Raw genomic sequence first — 16,524 nt, 5'->3', positions numbered from 1 at the left:
ATACTTAACAGATACCGCTTATGAAAAAACTGCTCTTAGCTTTGTTAGCTACCGCTGCCTGTATAACAGCAAAAGCCCAGCAACCCGAAAAATTTAATGGGCTGGATATGAACCTGGGCAATCTATCCCGCCTATCCGACGCGCAAACGAGATCCATTAGTCCGGAAAATTTTACCGGCGGCAAGGGCAAGGGCGCCATGGCCGATCCGGTGAAGAACAAAGGGCAGCGCAACGTGGCGAATGCCGCCAATGAGGCCCGCGATCTCGGTATCGGCTGGAAAGTAAATCCCTTTATTATTGTAAACCCCGGCGAAACCATTACCATTGCCGAAATGCAAGGCCCCGGCGCCATACAGCAAATATGGATGACCCCTACCGGCAACTGGCAGTTCTCTATACTTCGCTTTTATTGGGATGATGAAACTGAGCCATCGGTTGAGTCGCCGGTTGGTGCGTTTTTTGGGATGGGTTGGGGTAACGAGTATGCACCGCTCAATTCATTACCTGTTACGGTGAACCCGGGCAGTGCCTTTAACTGCTACTGGAAGATGCCATTCCGCAAAAAATGCCGGGTTACGCTGGAGAATATCAACAAGGCCGAACCCATGCGCCTATATTACCAGATAAACTATACACTAACTACCATTGGTGATGATGAAGCATACTTTCATGCCCAGTACCGCCGTTCAAACCCCAACAGCACATCGTTGCATACCATATTGGATAATGTAAAAGGTAAAGGCCAGTACGTGGGCACTTACATGGGCATAGGCGTAAATAATAACGGCTGGTGGGGCGAAGGCGAGATCAAGTTTTTTATGGATGGCGACAAGGAGTATCCAACCATAGCCGGCACAGGCACGGAAGACTATTTTTGCGGATCGTACAACTTTGACCGCGGCGGAAAGTACACCGAGTTTACAACACCCTATGCCGGTTTGCACCAGGTTATACGCCCCGATGGCGTTTACAAAGCCCAGCAACGCTTTGGCATGTACCGCTGGCATATTATGGACCCGATAAGGTTTGATAAGGACTTAAAAGTAACCATACAGGACCTGGGCTGGCGCGATGGCGGCAGGTACCTCGCCCAAAAATCAGACATTATAACGGTAGCCTACTGGTACCAGCGCGAACCGCACGGCAAATTCCCGAAACTGCCCGAGAAGGACCTGCTGGAAGTGAATTGAGCTGATTAAACAAAAGCCTCCGCATTTGGAGGCTTACAACTTTAATGGTTAATTATAAAGATAATAAAGGTCGGCGGCTATGCCTATACCTAACGTAATTACAGTAAAACTTACCATCCCTAACAGGTAAGCTATAAAAGCTTTAGTATAGCGTACAAATGTATTCCCGCTGTTAAAAAACTGCCCGATAGCCCATGTGGCATAAATAATGTAGATCCCACTCGAAACAGCCATTAATTTATGATGTGTTACACCTTCAATAATTGCAAAAACGGTAAACATGAGCATACCAATACCTATTACAAAACACAGCAGTATTAATATCTCATAAAAGTTATAAGTGCTTTTTCTGAAAAACAACTTAAGCCAAAAGACGATAAATATCCCCATAATGATGTTGGAGTAACCGTAATGGTTTTGCACCCATGAATTAATGGAATAAGTTACAGAATCCTTATCACCCTTTATATTGATATACCCTTCTTCGGTATGAAAAAAATGACTGATGATAGTGTATAGCAGTGAAGATATAATGATGAATATAATGGGCTTTACCAGCCTGCTCCTGTTTTCGGCAATAAACGAACGAACATTCTTGCCCGGCCTCAGCAAAAGTTCCTTGATCGTATAGAGTATTCCTTTTTCAAAATGCAGTACGTGCAACAGCTCGTGCTGTATGTAATGCCCGTCTATCCTTTTAAGCTTGGCTGGTTGCCCGCATTCAGGGCAGTATTTATAAATGACTTCAGTATTGCAGTTGCCGCAATTTACCATGTTAATTGTGAAGGTTAGTTGTTTACTAAATTGCTTTTTTGCGGGAATTGATCTCGGCACTTAACGAGCGCAATGAGGTAATCATGGGTAGCCAGGTAATAGGCAGCACCATCAAAGGCACAAATGTACCTACCGACATTGGTTTTGATATTACAAAATACCTGTAGGCATAAACCAATACCAACATGCCGGCAATAACCATGAAACCGATCAGGATACCTTTTAATTTTTTCTTACGGGCTATAAGCTCCTCTGTGGTGAGTGCGGACAGTTGCTCCATATTTAATTGTGATAAGCTGCAATATATGCAAAAATCAAAAACAGAGGCAATTGTATGCTGAACTTTAGTGCAGATCTATTACAACGATCCCTGATCTCCGTTTGCTTAGATTGATAGCCCTTGCTATTCTCGGACGATTATATCGCTGGAGAAAGACCGGGTAAAGGTTCAGTAATATATTCAATATCAGCAATGATAACGATTTGATAAAACCGAATTGAATTGCCACATAAACATTAAATCCCAACACAATGAACAGGATAATTACGTGACCTAACTCCGATTTTTTTGTTTGATAATGTAAATTAACCAAAGCCGCGGTATCTTTTGCTACCGGATTATTCTTTTTATTCAGTTTTTCCCAACCTATCCAAACCAGTAATTTCCTGAAAAAATTCACCCCGAACTGTTCGTATATCTTTCCGCCGCGCTCCCAGTTCTTTTCATCATAGTAGGATGAATTCAGTTCGCTTTTCAATGTTTCAGTAAAAGCAAGCACACCCGTCATTAACAGAAAGTTCAAAGCCCAGGCAAACGAAAAACTATCTATCCTGACATAAGTAGCCAGCACACCAACCAGGCCGATCGTAACTATAACAATAAAAACTAATATCAATATTTTTCGCATAACTGATTTTGCCCGGGATATGCTTAAATACCATCCGGCTCTCAAATATAATAACAGACCCGACGATCGAAAAAAAAATGGGACCTACAAACACCGATCTTAAATTTTCAGTAATCAGGTTCGCGATTTAATTGCTGATCTCATCTAATTTTGGTGAATAAGCCGCATTTCTGCTCCACTTTTTCCCACCGCACTACTCATCCCTGTAAATAGCTGTTTTACAGCCAAATTATTTATAAAAATAATGCAACAAAAAGCGCACTAAAAATGTTGAAAACTTTTAGTGGGGAAAAGTGGTAGAAAGTGGGAAAAGTGATTTACTTTTACGTTACAAATATTGCCGATATACCATAGATGTCATTCCTGTTAGGTGAATATGATTGCAAGCTGGATGCCAAGGGGCGCTTAATGATCCCTTCGGACCTCAAGAAACAACTCCCCGGAGTTGAAGGAGAGGGTCTTGTGATTTTGCGTGGCTTTGAAAAACAGTTAACGATATATACCAAAACAGAATGGGAAAATACGGTGAACGACCTGAGCAAACTTAATCAATACGACAGGAAAAGCCGCGATTTTGTGCGCTTTTTCACCCGTGGAGCCATGGGCTTATCGTTGGATGCCGCCGGCCGTGTACTGTTGCCAAAAGCACTGCTTGATTATGCCGGTATTGGCAACGAGGTGGTTATTGCCTGCCAGCTTAATAAAATTGAGCTATGGGCACCGGCCGCTTATGATGAGCTGATGAACAGCATCCCGGATGATTTTGCCGCGATGGCCGAGCAGGTAATGGGCAGCGCAGGAAGGAGGAACGATGAATAACGTTTACCACGTACCTGTAATGCTTAAGGAATGTATTGACGCACTGGCCATAAAACCCAACGGCACTTATGTTGACGTTACTTTTGGCGGCGGCGGCCACTCCCGTGAAATACTGAAACATTTAAGCCCCCAGGGCCGCCTGATCGCATTTGACCAGGATGCCGACGCGCAGCAGAACATCCCCGACGATGAACGCTTCACTTTTGTTGATCAGAATTTCAGGTTCCTGAAAAACTTTTGCCGCTTACATGATGCTATTCCGGTTGATGGAATACTGGCCGATCTGGGTGTATCATCATACCAGTTTGACCAGGCCGACCGCGGATTTTCTATCCGCTTTGATGCCGAGCTGGATATGCGCATGAACCAGGCCGACACCCTGACCGCTAAGGAAGTGGTGAATACTTACAGTGAGGCCGAGCTGCACCGCATTTTTGGTATTTACGGTGAGATACAGAATGCTAAATCGCTGGCTAAAACCATCGCGACAGCAAGGCTGAATACGCCGCTTAATACCATTGCCGATCTGAAAAACGCCATCATCAACCTGATACCACGCGGCAAGGAAAACAAATACCTGGCACAGGTATTCCAGGCGCTGCGTATTGAGGTAAACCAGGAACTGGAAGCATTAAAGGATTTTTTGACCCAATCGGCTGAGGTACTGGGCACCGGCGGCAGGCTGGTGGTAATGTCATACCATTCACTGGAAGACAGGCTGGTAAAAAACTTCATCGCCAAAGGCAAATTTAGCGGCGAGGTAGAGAAAGACCTTTATGGTAATGATAAAAAACCTTTGGACGCGGTGAGCCGTGGCGCTATTACCGCAACCGAGGATGAGATAAAAGATAACAACAGGGCGCGCAGCGCGAAACTTAGAATAGCTGTAAAGAAATGACGAACCGCCTACGTAGTGAAATTGAGGAAGAAGTAGCCGAAAAGCAACTGATTGTGGAAGAAAAGCCGGTGCGTGAAATACCGGACAACTTTTTTACGCAATTTTTAAACAAAGGCTTTGTAACCACCGAGGAGGCCACTAAGGCCCTGCCTTTTATTTTATATGTAGCGTTTTTGTGTATGCTTTACATTGCCAACAGGCATTTGGCTGAGCGAAACCTGCGCGAAATTGATAAAGTAAGTAAAGAATTAAAGGAGCTTACCTGGGATTATAAATCGGCGAAGGCTGAGCTGGCTTACAAAAGCACGCTGACCGAGGTAGCTAAACGTACCGATACCATCGGCATAAAACAATCTATTGAACCACCTCAAAAAATAACCGTTAAGGAGGATCAAAATGGGAATTAGGACCAACATACTGCTCAGGGTTTACCTTGCTTTCGGGTTGATCCTGCTTTTTGCTATTGCCGTTGTATTTCAACTTGGCCGTGTTCAGGTTGTACAAGGTAAAAAATGGCGCTCCATGGCCGATAGCCTTTCAGTACGCAACATGGATGTGGAGGCCGGTCGTGGTAACATATTCTCGGTTGATGGCAGCCTGCTGGCTACTTCAGTACCTGAGTATGAGCTGCGTATGGATATGCTTGCCGGAGCTATTGAAAACGACAAGATATTTTACGATAAGGTTGACTCGCTGTCCGGTAAGCTTTCGGGGTTATTTGCTGATAAATCCGCACGCCAGTACGCGCGCATACTGCGTGAGGCCAGGCACGAAAAAGCCCGTTATTTTTTACTGAAACGCAAGGTAACTTATCAGCAATTAAAAAAAGTACGCCAGTTCCCCATCTTCAATATGGGTAAATACCGCGGAGGTTTAATTGCGGTGCAAAAAAACAAGCGCATTATGCCTTTCCAAACACTGGCGGCACGTACCATAGGTTATAAAAATGATAACGTGCAAAACCCGGTTGGTTTAGAGGGCGCTTACGCGGGTTACATCAACGGCGAAAAAGGCCGCAGGCTGATGCAGCGCATTGCCGGTGGCATATGGATGCCCGTGAATGACGGCGACTATGATATTGCCCCGAAAGAAGGTGCTGACATTATCTCTACTATAGATGTAAACTTTCAGGATGTGGTGCAAACCGCGCTCGAAAAGCAGATGATCAAAAGCGATGCACACCATGGTACCGCTATATTAATGGAAGTAACCACAGGCGAGGTTCGCGCGGTGGCCAACTTTACCAAAGTTGAGGATGGCGTTTACAAAGAGAAATTCAATTACGCCATTGCCGGTAACCAGGACCCTGGTTCTACTTTTAAGGTAGCATCGTACATGGCTTTGCTGGAGGATAACAAGGTAGATACCAATACTATGGTGAACACCGGTGTATATCCAATCAAGGGCCATAACATTAAAGATTCGCACGGCAGCATTGGCCGCGTAACCGTTAAAAAGGCATTTGAGGAGTCGTCAAACGCGGCGGTTGCCTATTTGGTGAATACCGCTTACCATGAAAATCAATCTCAGTTCACCGATCATTTATATGATTGGAAGCTGAACGAAAAAATGGGCCTGCAAATTCCGGGTGAAGCAAAACCGGTTGTAAAAAACCCTAACAATCGTAGCTGGAACAAAAACATGAGCTTACCGCAAATGGCTTATGGTTATGAGATGCAGCTTACACCATTAAAAATGCTGTCGTTCTACAACGCTATAGCCAATAACGGCAAATATATCTCGCCGATTTTTGTGCGCGAGATTCGTCGTTTAGGTAATACCGTTGAGCATTTTAACGCTAAAGTTGTGAACCCCAAAATATGCTCGGACGTTACGCTGAGCAAAATGAAAGCGATGCTTGAGGGTGTAATAACCGAGGGTACCGGTAAAAACATTATTAACAACCCGGTTTATAAGGTTGCAGGTAAATCAGGCACTGCGCAAGTGGCCGATGGTAACCGCGGTTACAAGGCAAACAGGCAATACCAGGCATCATTTTGCGGTTACTTCCCTGCTGATAAGCCTAAGTACTCGCTGATCGTGGTTATTAACGACCCTAAGAATGGCTACTATGGCGCCGCAGTATCAGGCCCGGTTTTTAGGGAAATAGCCGATAAGGTTTATGCTGCCGATATGCACATTAACCAAAACCAAACCGAGCACCTGGTAGGCAATACCAGCATGCCCGATGTTAAACAAGGTAATGTAAAAGCACTTAAACAGGTATATAATAAGCTTGGTCTTAAACCATTATACGCCTCGGTAAATGCTTTGGAAAACGGCATTGATACCAGCAGCGGTATAGCGTTTGAAGATACCAAGGTTAAAAAAGGCTCGGTACCCAACGTTACCGGCATGGGCCTGAGTGATGCACTGTATGTAATGGGCAACGCCGGCTATAAAGTAACCGCGCGCGGCAGCGGCATGGTAAAAAAACAATCGGTTACGGGCGGGAGCATAATACCAAGAGGATCTAAAATTATACTGGAACTGCAATGAGATATTTAAGCGATATAATTGAGGGGCTTGCATTTACCGACTTACAAGGCAGCGCGGATGTTGAAATAACGGCCGTTGTTTTTGATTCGCGCAAGGTAGTGCCCGGCTCGTTGTTTGTAGCCGTAAGGGGTACTGTTGTTGACGGGCACAATTATATTGAACAAGCCGTAAAGCAAGGCGCCGCAGCCGTAATTTGTGAGGACCTGCCTGCGCACGTTACCGGTGAGGTTGATTTTTTAATGGTTGCTGACTCTGCCGTGGCTTTAGGTATTGTTGCCGCCAATTTTTACGAAAATCCCTCATCAAACCTTAAACTGGTTGGCGTAACAGGCACTAATGGTAAAACCACTATCGCTACGCTATTATACCAATTATTTCGAGATATGGGTTATAAATGCGGATTGTTATCAACCGTTGAAAACCAGATAAACGGCACCATCATTCCATCCACCCATACCACACCCGATCCGGTAGCGCTTAATGAGTTGCTTGCCGAAATGGTTGCACAGGGTTGCGATTATTGCTTTATGGAGGTAAGCTCGCACGCCGTAGCACAACATCGCATACAAGGTTTAACATTCGCGGGTGGCATATTTACCAACCTTACGCACGATCACCTGGATTACCATAAAACGTTCCTGGCCTATCGTGATGCTAAAAAGGCTTTTTTTGACGGATTGCCTAAAAATGCCTTCGCGCTTACCAATGCCGACGATAAGAATGGCAGCGTAATGCTGCAAAACACCAAAGCGCACAAAAAAAGCTATGCCCTTAAAAGCATGGCCGACTATAAAGCCAAGATACTGGAAAGTGAATTTGACGGCCTGCTGCTCAATATTGATAATGATGAAGTGTGGTTCAGGATGGTGGGCACTTTTAATGCTTACAACCTGCTGGCGGTTTACGCTACCGCCATGCTGCTTGACCAGGACAGGGCCAAGGTTTTAACCAGCCTAAGCAAACTACCCGGTGCCGAAGGCCGCTTTGATTATATAGTTGCACCCAACAAGGTAATAGGCATTGTTGATTACGCGCATACGCCTGATGCTGTGCAGAATGTACTGAGCACCATTCATGGCATACGCAAAGGTAACGAGAAGGTGATCACCGTAATTGGCTGCGGCGGCGATCGGGATAAAACCAAACGCCCTGTAATGGCAAAGGTAGCCTGCGAATGGAGCGATAACGTAATCCTTACCTCAGATAATCCGCGCAGCGAAGACCCTGCGCAAATTATTGAAGATATGAAAGCAGGCGTAGACCCGGCATTTAAACGCCATGTATTAAGCATAACCGACAGGCGCGAGGCCATAAAAACAGCCTGCACTTTAGCCAAACCCGGAGATGTAATATTGCTTGCCGGCAAGGGCCACGAAAAATACCAGGAAATTAACGGCGTACGCAACCACTTTGACGATATGGAAGAGTTGGTAGCGCTTTTTAAAGAAATGGTGTAGAGGATGTGCAGATGTGTAAATGTGCAGATATGCAGATGTAAAGGTTAGTTAAATGATTAGATAAACAGATAACATAAGTATGGATAGCAAACCGAATTTGATTGTTGATTTGACCTTTGACTTTTCTTTGAAAATCATTGAGTTTACTGAGCTTTTGGAAAGCAAAAGAAAATTCAATATGGCGAATCAACTATTCAGAAGCGGTACATCAATAGGGGCAAATGTAAGTGAGGCACAAGGCGCACAAAGCAAAGATGACTTTAGGCACAAATGCAAAATTGCATATAAAGAGGCCGAAGAAACAAAGTATTGGCTTAGGCTATGTAACATGCCAAAAGCTACCCATTTGAGGATGGTTTATTTGAAGACATACAGTCGATAATAAAAGTATTAGGAAAGATTATTTCATCAACACATTAATAAGAAACTAAGTAAATACCAAATGAGCAAAATCATCAGCACATCCGCACTCTCGCATATTTGCACATTTGCACATTCGCACATTTACTAATAAATATTAACCATGCTGTACTACCTTTTTCAATACCTCAACGAAAAATTCCACATTCCGGGGGCGGGGGTGTTTCAGTACATCACGTTCCGTACGGCTATGTCGGTAATTACGTCGTTAATTATTACAACGGTATACGGCCGCAGGCTGATCGATTACCTGCGCTACAAACAGGTAGGCGAAACCGTACGCAACCTTGGCCTTGAAGGGCAAATGCAAAAATCAGGCACGCCTACAATGGGTGGCATCATCATTATACTGGGTATAGTGGTGCCAACACTTTTGTTTGCCCGCCTTGAAAATATCTACATCATCATGATGCTGGTAACCACCATATGGCTGGGGGCTATCGGCTTTTTGGATGATTACATAAAGGTATTTAAAAAGAACAAAGAGGGTTTGGCTGGTCGTTTCAAGATCACCGGGCAGGTTATACTTTCCCTTTTTATAGGCTGGACGATGTACTTTAACGATAGTATCATCATCCGCCAGGAAGTAAAACTACCTGTAACGTATGATGCCCCGGTATCATTCCATATGCGCGATAATGTGCCCGTTTATACACAGGATATAAAGTCGACCATCACTACCCTGCCTTTTTACAAGAATAATGAGTTCGATTACAGCAAGGTGTTAAAATTCACTGGCGAAGATTATGAGCAATACGCATTGGTGGTTTTCCTGTTCTTTGTGATCATCATCATAACCGGTATATCCAACGGGGCCAATATAACCGATGGTATTGACGGCTTGGCAACAGGCACATCGGCCATTATAGGTATTACGCTGGCGCTGCTGGCTTATGTATCGGGCAATACGGTAATTGCCGATTATCTGAACATAATGTACATACCCAACTCCGGCGAGCTGGTAATTTTTGCCGGTGCCTTTGTGGGTGCGTGTGTCGGCTTTTTATGGTACAACTCCTACCCTGCCCAGGTTTTTATGGGTGATACGGGCAGTTTGGCAATAGGCGGTATCATAGCGGTATTCGCTATCATGATACGCAAGGAGCTGATGCTGCCGATCCTCTGCGGCATCTTCATTGTCGAGAATATGTCGGTAATTATGCAGGTATCGTACTTTAAATACACTAAAAAGAAATACGGCGAGGGCCGCAGGATATTCCTGATGTCGCCCCTGCACCACCATTACCAAAAAAAGGGCTACCACGAATCCAAGATAGTTACCCGTTTCTGGATCTTAGGTATCATGCTGGCGATAATGGCGATAATAACATTGAAGTTGAGGTAGGGATTAGTGAGTGGTGAATAGTGAATGGTGAGTAGTCAGTAGTGATTGGTAATTATAGGTTAGAGATTAGTAATTAGAGAATAAATAGAAACAAAAAATCGGTGAAATCAGAAAGCAATCGGTGAAATCATAAAATGAGCGAACAACAAAACATACCAACCTTAAAAGCACAGGCAAAGCTTGTGGTGCTTGGCGCCGGCGAAAGCGGCGTGGGTGCCGCATACCTTGCGCAGCAAAAGGGTTTTGATGTATTCGTTTCAGACTTTGGGCCGATTGCCGATAAATACAAAGCACAGTTACAGCAATGGAACATTCGCTTTGAGGAGCAGCAACACACCGAGGCCAAAATATTGGCCGCTACCGAAGTGGTAAAAAGCCCGGGTATACCTGAAAAAGCCCCGATCATTAAAAAGCTGCGCGAACAAAAAACTCCGGTAATATCCGAGATCGAGTTCGCGGGCAGGTATACCGAGGCTAAGATGATCTGCATTACCGGCTCAAACGGAAAAACCACTACCACCAGCCTTACCTACCACATCCTGAAAAACGAGGGATTGAACGTAGGCCTTGCCGGTAACATTGGCAACAGCTTTGCCTACCAGGTAGCTACCGAAAGCTTTGATTATTATGTGTTAGAGATCAGCAGCTTTATGCTGGATGATATGTATGAGTTTAAGGCCGATATAGCGGTATTGCTCAACATCACACCCGATCACCTGGACAGGTACGATTATAAGCTGGAAAATTACGCGGCATCAAAGTTCCGCATTACGCAGAACCAAACAGAGCACGACTATTTTATATACTGTGCCGATGATGCCGAAACACTGAAAGGATTGCAAAGCCGCACTTTTGGCGCGCAAATGCTGCCTTTTTCTATCGAGAAGAATATACAACCGGGCGCATACCTGGAGAACGACAATATTGTCATCAACATTCATCAAGAACATTTTACAATGTCAATTAAAGATCTGGCCCTGCAGGGTAAGCACAACATTTATAATTCAATGGCATCGGGCATTGTGGCCAAGGTGCTTGAATTACGGAATGAGCGTATGAGGGAGAGCATGGGCAACTTTAAGAACATCGAGCACAGGCTTGAGTTTGTTGCTAAAATATCGGGCATCAGCTTTATTAATGATTCAAAGGCTACCAACGTTAACTCAACCTGGTACGCTTTGGAGAGCATGACCAGCGATGTAGTGCTGATACTTGGCGGTGTTGACAAAGGCAATGATTACGGTATGCTTAAGGATCTGGTAAAGCAAAAGGTAAAAGCCATTGTATGCCTCGGTAAGGACAACAAACGCATACATGATGCCTTTGAAGATGATGTTGAAGTGATAGTAAACACTTTTTCGGCACAGGAAGCGGCGCAGATAGCCTTCCACCTGGCTGAGAAAGGTGATACGGTATTACTGTCACCGGCTTGCGCCAGCTTCGATCTGTTCAAGAACTACGAAGACCGCGGCCAGCAATTTAAGGATGCAGTAAGGGAATTATAACCCCCTAACCCCCTTGAAGGGGGAACCGGAGTTTTAAATATTAAAAAATAAAAAGCCCTCTCCTTTGGAGAGGGTTGGGAGAGGTAAATATGTTAAACGCGATACTAAATAACACCAAAGGCGACCGCTGGATCTGGCTGATCGTGATTGTGCTGTCGGTTATTTCGTTAATGGCGGTGTACAGTTCAACCGGTACCATCGCTTATAAACATGGCACCGGTGCCGAATCGTACCTGATGAAGCACCTTGCCATGATTGTGGCGGGTATCGCGCTCATGTACATATCGCACAAGCTGGATTACCGTTATTACGCCGGTATATCAAAGTTGCTCATGATTGTTACCATACCGCTGCTGCTTTACACACTGCTGTTTGGTAACCACGTAAACGATGCCAGCCGCTGGATTGCCCTACCCGGTGGATTAACTTTTCAAACATCGGATTTGGCCAAGCTATCCCTGATAACTTATCTGGCACGTACACTATCGCGCAAGCAGGAGAACATCAAGGATGTTAAGCAATCATTCGTGCCTATTATGGGTTCGGTATGTGTGGTGTTTGTGCTTATCGCGCCGGCGGGTTTGTCAACAGCTATCATGCTGTTTGGTGTGAGCATCCTGCTGCTTATTGTAGGGCGTATCAGTATCAAGCAAATATCACTGGTATGTTTAGCGGGTTTAGTATTGCTGGCAGGAGTAATGCTGTTTGGTGGCCGTCGTGACACCTACGTATCACGTATCAATGCCTTTATGCACCCGGAAAAGGCCGATCCCGATAAGTCATTCCAGTCTGACCACGCCAAAATCGCCATCGCGACCGGTGGATTTGTTGGTAAAGGCCCGGGCAACAGCACCGAGCGTAACTACCTGCCACACCCCTATTCGGATTTTATATACGCAACCATTATTGAAGAGTATGGCATGATAGGCGGCATAGCATTGGTAGGCATCTACCTCTTTCTGTTGTATCGATGTATCAAGATAGTAACTAAAGCCCCTAAGGCATTTGGCGCGCTACTGGCGGCAGGCCTTAGCTTCAGCTTAACTATACAGGCATTCGCCAATATGGCCGTTGCTGTGGGCTTAGGGCCGGTAACCGGTGTACCGTTGCCACTGGTAAGTATGGGTGGTACGTCCATATTATTTACAAGCGTAGCCTTTGGCATCATACTATCAGTAAGCAGGGATATTGAGGAACCTAAAAAGGTAGTAGTAGGCGAAATAAGGGAAGTAGCGGTTTAGCCCCCAGCCCCTGAAGGGGAGCAATAAAAAAGAATTAAATAATGGATCAGACTAAAAATACAAACAACGCAAACCTACCCCTTCAGGGAGCCGGGGGGCGACGTATTATTATAAGCGGCGGCGGTACGGGCGGGCATATCTTCCCGGCGGTATCAATTGCCAATGCCTTGAAAAAGCTCGATCCATCAACAGAAATATTATTTGTAGGTGCCAATGGCCGTATGGAAATGGAGAAAGTTCCGGCGGCTGGCTACAAGATCATCGGCCTGAATATACAGGGTATACAGCGTGGTTCTATCATTAAAAATCTCATGTTTCCTTTTAAACTGATAGGCAGTGTACGCGCAGCATTAAAAATCATTAAAGATTTTAAACCTGATGCCGCTGTCGGGGTTGGCGGCTATGCCTCGGGTCCATTATTATACGCGGCATCATTAAAAGGCATACCAACACTTATACAGGAGCAAAACTCCTACGCGGGCGTAACCAACAAATGGCTGGGTAAAAAAGCGAAAAAAATATGTGTAGCGTTTGATGGGATGGATAAATTCTTCCCGGCCGAGCGTATTATTAAAACCGGCAATCCGGTACGTGAGGAGTCTGTAAACATTGCGGGTAAGCAAATGCAGGCATTGGAACTGTACAACCTGTCGGCACATAAAAAAACAGTGGTGGTATTAGGCGGCAGCCTGGGTGCCCGTACACTGAATAACAGTATAAAGGCCGGTTTGCAAAAATTTATTGATGCCGATGTGCAGGTAATATGGCAAACCGGCAAGTATTACTACAAAAGCATTATAGAGCAACTGGGCGAAAACATTCACCCCAACATACAGGTGCGTGAATTTTTAAACCGTATGGATTTGGTGTACGCCGCGGCAGATGTAATTATATCGCGCGCCGGGGCGGGTACTATAGCTGAGCTTTGCGAGGTTAAAAAGCCCGTGATACTGGTACCCTCACCAAACGTGGCCGAGGATCATCAAACCAAAAACGCCCTGGCCCTGGTGCAGGAAAATGCCGCCAAGTTTGTAGCCGACCGGGATGCCGAGGCCAAACTGGTTGACAAAACACTGGAATTATTAAAAGATAAAGAGAAACAAAAAATATTAAGCAGCAACATTGGCAAACTGGCTATGCCCAATGCCGATGAAGTAATTGCGAAAGAAGTTATCCAAATAACAATTAACAATTAAACAATAAGGTTTCCCTCTTTGCAAGTAGAGGGGCCTTATTTTAAGTGATGATGGAATTAAGCAACATAAAACGAGTTTACCTGGTGGGCATTGGCGGCATAGGCATGAGCGGCCTTGCGCGTTATTTCCATCAGTTGGGTTGTGTTGTGTGCGGGTACGACAAAACACCTACAGACCTGACCGATAGCCTGCATAACGAAGGCATATGCATTATATTTGAGGATAGGCCGGGCGAGATCCCGATGAACTTTCAGCAGCCGGATGATAGCACGCTCATCATCTATACCCCTGCTATTCCGAAGGATTCGGCCATATTGAAATTTTTTACCGATAAAGGCTTTACACTATACAAACGTTCGCAGGTGTTAGGCTTAATTAGCGCCAGCAAGTATACCGTAGCGGTAGCCGGCACGCATGGCAAAACCACTACCTCCAGCATGATCGCCCATATCCTGAAAGATTCGGGTACGGATTGCTCGGCATTTTTGGGTGGTATATCATCCAATTACCAAACCAATGTGCTGTTCGGTAAAAATGATATTGTAGTGGTTGAGGCTGATGAGTACGATCGCTCGTTCCTGACCCTGCACCCGGATATTGCCGTAGTAACCTCAATGGATGCCGATCACCTGGATATTTATGGCGATCACTCACATTTAACTGAGTCGTTCACGCTGTTTGCCTCGCAGATAAAGCAGGGCGGCCAACTGATACATAAACAAGGGTTACCGCTGGCAAATGGCGCTACCTACACCATAAATGGCGAGGCCGATGCCGTAGCTGTAAACATCAGGGTTGAGAATGGTGATTTCTATTTCGACTTTAAAAACAGTACTGTAGCTATAAATAACATTTGCCTGGGTATTGCCGGGTTGCATAACATTGAAAATGCTGTAGCTTCAATTAAAGTTGCGTTACGCCTCAATGTACCTGCCGACGCCATAAAGAGCGCCCTTGAATCATTCAGGGGGGTTAAACGCCGCTTTGAGTATATCGTGAAGAATGACAGACACATTTTTATTGATGATTACGCTCATCATCCGGAGGAGTTGCGCGCGGCTATATCATCCGTAAAAACATTATATCCGGATAAAAAGCTGACCACCATATTCCAGCCGCACCTTTATACCCGTACCCGTGATTTTGCCGATGGCTTTGCCGAGGTGCTTGACATGTGTGACGAACTGCTGATGCTTGACATTTACCCCGCCCGCGAACTGCCGATTGAAGGTGTAAATTCTGAGCTGATACTCAGCAAGATGAAATTGTGGAATAAGCGCAAATGTGGAAAACAAGACGCGATAGAAATAATAGAAAATGAAAAACCTGAGCTACTTTTAACGGTAGGCGCGGGTGATATTGACCAGTTGGTGCAACCATTAAAAAAGGTGTTTGAAAATGTCGGGTAAACGTATATGGAACCGCATACTTGTTGGCTCGGCCTGGGTACTCTGCCTGGGTGGCCTGGTTGCGCTCATGAGTTTTATCGAGATAAAAAAGGCCGAAGTGGTATGCAAGGGCATTAAGGTATACATACCCGGCAACCAATATTTTATTGACAGGCAGGAGGTAGATAACATTTTGCACACCACCAGCCATACCCTTGAAGGCCGCAGGCTGGAGAATATTAACATACACGAACTGGAAAACCAGCTAAAGGCTAATCCCTTTGTAGAGTTTGCCAAGGTTTATACGGATATGGATGGCATGATCAAGGTAGAGATTACGCAACGCCAGCCCATACTGCGTGTTATTAACCGCTTCGATCAGGATTTTTATGTAGATCAGCATGGTTTAAAAATGCCCCTGTCAAACAACTATACCGCCCGTGTGGTTGTAGCCAACGGATACATTGATGAGCTTTTTGCCAACCGTGTTGATACGCTTCACACCAAACTGGCGGCATCTATTTACAAAACGGCCCAGTATATACACAAGGACTCGTTATGGGATGCGCAGGTTGCGCAGATATACGTTAACCAAACACACGAGATAGAGTTGATACCACGCGTGGGCAACCAAAAGATATTGTTAGGCAATGCCGATTCGCTCGACATAAAATTTCGCAACCTGAAGGCTTTTTATACACAGGCCTTGCCAAAGGTAGGTTGGGATAAGTACAAGGCTTTGAATGTTAAATACACAAACCAGGTGATAGGGATAAAGAACGAGGATATTAAAACAGACACTGCAAAAAAGAAAAGTGCCCCGGTAAAAAGGGACACTACAACCAAACTGAATAACGACACATCGCAAATAAAACAACAGTAAA

Annotated in this window: 16 protein-coding genes; 13 read left to right on the top strand and 3 right to left on the bottom strand. The window is 45.0% G+C overall.

From position 1 onward, the window contains the following. Positions 1-20 precede the first annotated feature (20 nt). On the top strand, positions 21-1,190 hold the full coding sequence (locus tag LJ707_RS07660; protein ID WP_228950221.1) for a glycoside hydrolase family 172 protein: 1,170 nt from the start codon (positions 21-23) through the stop codon (positions 1,188-1,190). A gap of 48 nt (positions 1,191-1,238) precedes the next feature. Here LJ707_RS07660 and LJ707_RS07655 read toward each other — a convergent pair whose 3' ends face one another. The 3 genes from LJ707_RS07655 to LJ707_RS07645 all read right to left on the bottom strand — a co-directional run bounded on the left by LJ707_RS07655 (position 1,239) and on the right by LJ707_RS07645 (position 2,872). After that, positions 1,239-1,964, bottom strand: coding sequence for a DUF3667 domain-containing protein (locus LJ707_RS07655; RefSeq protein WP_228950220.1), 726 nt, complete (start codon positions 1,962-1,964; stop codon positions 1,239-1,241). A 25-nt stretch (positions 1,965-1,989) separates the two neighbouring features. Beyond that, entirely contained in the window at positions 1,990-2,244 is a 255-nt protein-coding gene (locus LJ707_RS07650; RefSeq protein WP_228950219.1) for a hypothetical protein, read from the bottom strand. Positions 2,245-2,308: 64 nt separating this feature from the next. Then, positions 2,309-2,872 carry a hypothetical protein gene (locus tag LJ707_RS07645; protein ID WP_228950218.1) on the bottom strand — a complete coding sequence of 188 codons (564 nt, stop codon included), beginning with the start codon at positions 2,870-2,872 and terminating at the stop codon, positions 2,309-2,311. Between the two features lie 354 nt (positions 2,873-3,226). Between LJ707_RS07645 and mraZ the strand changes: the two genes are divergently transcribed. The 12 genes from mraZ (at position 3,227) to LJ707_RS07585 (ending at position 16,523) form a co-directional block, all read left to right on the top strand. Next, positions 3,227-3,691: a division/cell wall cluster transcriptional repressor MraZ gene (mraZ, locus tag LJ707_RS07640; protein WP_228950217.1), complete on the top strand. Its 465-nt coding sequence runs from the start codon at positions 3,227-3,229 to the stop codon at positions 3,689-3,691. Beyond that, positions 3,684-4,589 carry a 16S rRNA (cytosine(1402)-N(4))-methyltransferase RsmH gene (gene rsmH, locus LJ707_RS07635; RefSeq protein WP_228950216.1) on the top strand — a complete coding sequence of 302 codons (906 nt, stop codon included), beginning with the start codon at positions 3,684-3,686 and terminating at the stop codon, positions 4,587-4,589. Before mraZ ends, rsmH begins: the two co-directional genes overlap by 8 nt. Then, complete coding sequence (locus LJ707_RS07630; RefSeq protein ID WP_228950215.1) at positions 4,586-4,996, top strand: FtsL-like putative cell division protein; 411 nt, start codon at positions 4,586-4,588, stop codon at positions 4,994-4,996. The genes rsmH and LJ707_RS07630 overlap by 4 nt, the downstream gene beginning before the upstream one ends. Then, positions 4,986-7,088 carry a penicillin-binding protein gene (locus LJ707_RS07625; RefSeq protein ID WP_228950214.1) on the top strand — a complete coding sequence of 701 codons (2,103 nt, stop codon included), beginning with the start codon at positions 4,986-4,988 and terminating at the stop codon, positions 7,086-7,088. The genes LJ707_RS07630 and LJ707_RS07625 overlap by 11 nt, the downstream gene beginning before the upstream one ends. Further along, positions 7,085-8,545 carry a UDP-N-acetylmuramoyl-L-alanyl-D-glutamate--2,6-diaminopimelate ligase gene (locus LJ707_RS07620; protein ID WP_228950213.1) on the top strand — a complete coding sequence of 487 codons (1,461 nt, stop codon included), beginning with the start codon at positions 7,085-7,087 and terminating at the stop codon, positions 8,543-8,545. The genes LJ707_RS07625 and LJ707_RS07620 overlap by 4 nt, the downstream gene beginning before the upstream one ends. Before the next feature lie 79 nt (positions 8,546-8,624). Then, positions 8,625-8,927: a four helix bundle protein gene (locus LJ707_RS07615; protein WP_228950212.1), complete on the top strand. Its 303-nt coding sequence runs from the start codon at positions 8,625-8,627 to the stop codon at positions 8,925-8,927. A 141-nt stretch (positions 8,928-9,068) separates the two neighbouring features. Beyond that, on the top strand, positions 9,069-10,310 hold the full coding sequence (mraY, locus tag LJ707_RS07610; protein WP_228950211.1) for a phospho-N-acetylmuramoyl-pentapeptide-transferase: 1,242 nt from the start codon (positions 9,069-9,071) through the stop codon (positions 10,308-10,310). A gap of 134 nt (positions 10,311-10,444) precedes the next feature. Continuing rightward, a complete protein-coding gene (murD, locus tag LJ707_RS07605) occupies positions 10,445-11,815 on the top strand; it encodes a UDP-N-acetylmuramoyl-L-alanine--D-glutamate ligase (RefSeq protein WP_228950210.1) in 1,371 nt (456 codons plus the stop codon). A gap of 89 nt (positions 11,816-11,904) precedes the next feature. Beyond that, positions 11,905-13,056, top strand: coding sequence for an FtsW/RodA/SpoVE family cell cycle protein (locus tag LJ707_RS07600; protein ID WP_228950209.1), 1,152 nt, complete (start codon positions 11,905-11,907; stop codon positions 13,054-13,056). A 41-nt stretch (positions 13,057-13,097) separates the two neighbouring features. Beyond that, the gene (murG, locus tag LJ707_RS07595; RefSeq protein ID WP_228950208.1) at positions 13,098-14,252 is read left to right on the top strand and encodes an undecaprenyldiphospho-muramoylpentapeptide beta-N-acetylglucosaminyltransferase; all 1,155 of its coding nucleotides are present in this window, start codon (positions 13,098-13,100) and stop codon (positions 14,250-14,252) included. A gap of 50 nt (positions 14,253-14,302) precedes the next feature. Then, positions 14,303-15,661: a UDP-N-acetylmuramate--L-alanine ligase gene (gene murC / locus LJ707_RS07590; protein ID WP_228950765.1), complete on the top strand. Its 1,359-nt coding sequence runs from the start codon at positions 14,303-14,305 to the stop codon at positions 15,659-15,661. Continuing rightward, entirely contained in the window at positions 15,651-16,523 is an 873-nt protein-coding gene (locus LJ707_RS07585; RefSeq protein WP_228950207.1) for a cell division protein FtsQ/DivIB, read from the top strand. The genes murC and LJ707_RS07585 overlap by 11 nt, the downstream gene beginning before the upstream one ends. Position 16,524 lies beyond the last annotated feature (1 nt).

This window comes from Mucilaginibacter sp. UR6-1, assembly GCF_020880975.1.
Classification (GTDB): domain Bacteria; phylum Bacteroidota; class Bacteroidia; order Sphingobacteriales; family Sphingobacteriaceae; genus Mucilaginibacter.
Note: the sequence above shows the minus strand (reverse complement) of the source record. Positions and strands in the feature narration are given on the sequence as shown.

Excerpts from the sequence above, each read along its gene's own strand:
- LJ707_RS07660 (WP_228950221.1), top strand. The coding sequence starts at position 21 with ATGAAAAAACTGCTCTTAGCTTTGTTAGCTACCGCTGCCTGTATAACA.
- LJ707_RS07655 (WP_228950220.1), bottom strand. The coding sequence starts at position 1,964 with ATGGTAAATTGCGGCAACTGCAATACTGAAGTCATTTATAAATACTGC.
- LJ707_RS07650 (WP_228950219.1), bottom strand. The coding sequence starts at position 2,244 with ATGGAGCAACTGTCCGCACTCACCACAGAGGAGCTTATAGCCCGTAAG.
- LJ707_RS07645 (WP_228950218.1), bottom strand. The coding sequence starts at position 2,872 with ATGCGAAAAATATTGATATTAGTTTTTATTGTTATAGTTACGATCGGC.
- mraZ (WP_228950217.1), top strand. The coding sequence starts at position 3,227 with ATGTCATTCCTGTTAGGTGAATATGATTGCAAGCTGGATGCCAAGGGG.
- rsmH (WP_228950216.1), top strand. The coding sequence starts at position 3,684 with ATGAATAACGTTTACCACGTACCTGTAATGCTTAAGGAATGTATTGAC.
- LJ707_RS07630 (WP_228950215.1), top strand. The coding sequence starts at position 4,586 with ATGACGAACCGCCTACGTAGTGAAATTGAGGAAGAAGTAGCCGAAAAG.
- LJ707_RS07625 (WP_228950214.1), top strand. The coding sequence starts at position 4,986 with ATGGGAATTAGGACCAACATACTGCTCAGGGTTTACCTTGCTTTCGGG.
- LJ707_RS07620 (WP_228950213.1), top strand. The coding sequence starts at position 7,085 with ATGAGATATTTAAGCGATATAATTGAGGGGCTTGCATTTACCGACTTA.
- LJ707_RS07615 (WP_228950212.1), top strand. The coding sequence starts at position 8,625 with ATGGATAGCAAACCGAATTTGATTGTTGATTTGACCTTTGACTTTTCT.
- mraY (WP_228950211.1), top strand. The coding sequence starts at position 9,069 with ATGCTGTACTACCTTTTTCAATACCTCAACGAAAAATTCCACATTCCG.
- murD (WP_228950210.1), top strand. The coding sequence starts at position 10,445 with ATGAGCGAACAACAAAACATACCAACCTTAAAAGCACAGGCAAAGCTT.
- LJ707_RS07600 (WP_228950209.1), top strand. The coding sequence starts at position 11,905 with ATGTTAAACGCGATACTAAATAACACCAAAGGCGACCGCTGGATCTGG.
- murG (WP_228950208.1), top strand. The coding sequence starts at position 13,098 with ATGGATCAGACTAAAAATACAAACAACGCAAACCTACCCCTTCAGGGA.
- murC (WP_228950765.1), top strand. The coding sequence starts at position 14,303 with ATGGAATTAAGCAACATAAAACGAGTTTACCTGGTGGGCATTGGCGGC.
- LJ707_RS07585 (WP_228950207.1), top strand. The coding sequence starts at position 15,651 with ATGTCGGGTAAACGTATATGGAACCGCATACTTGTTGGCTCGGCCTGG.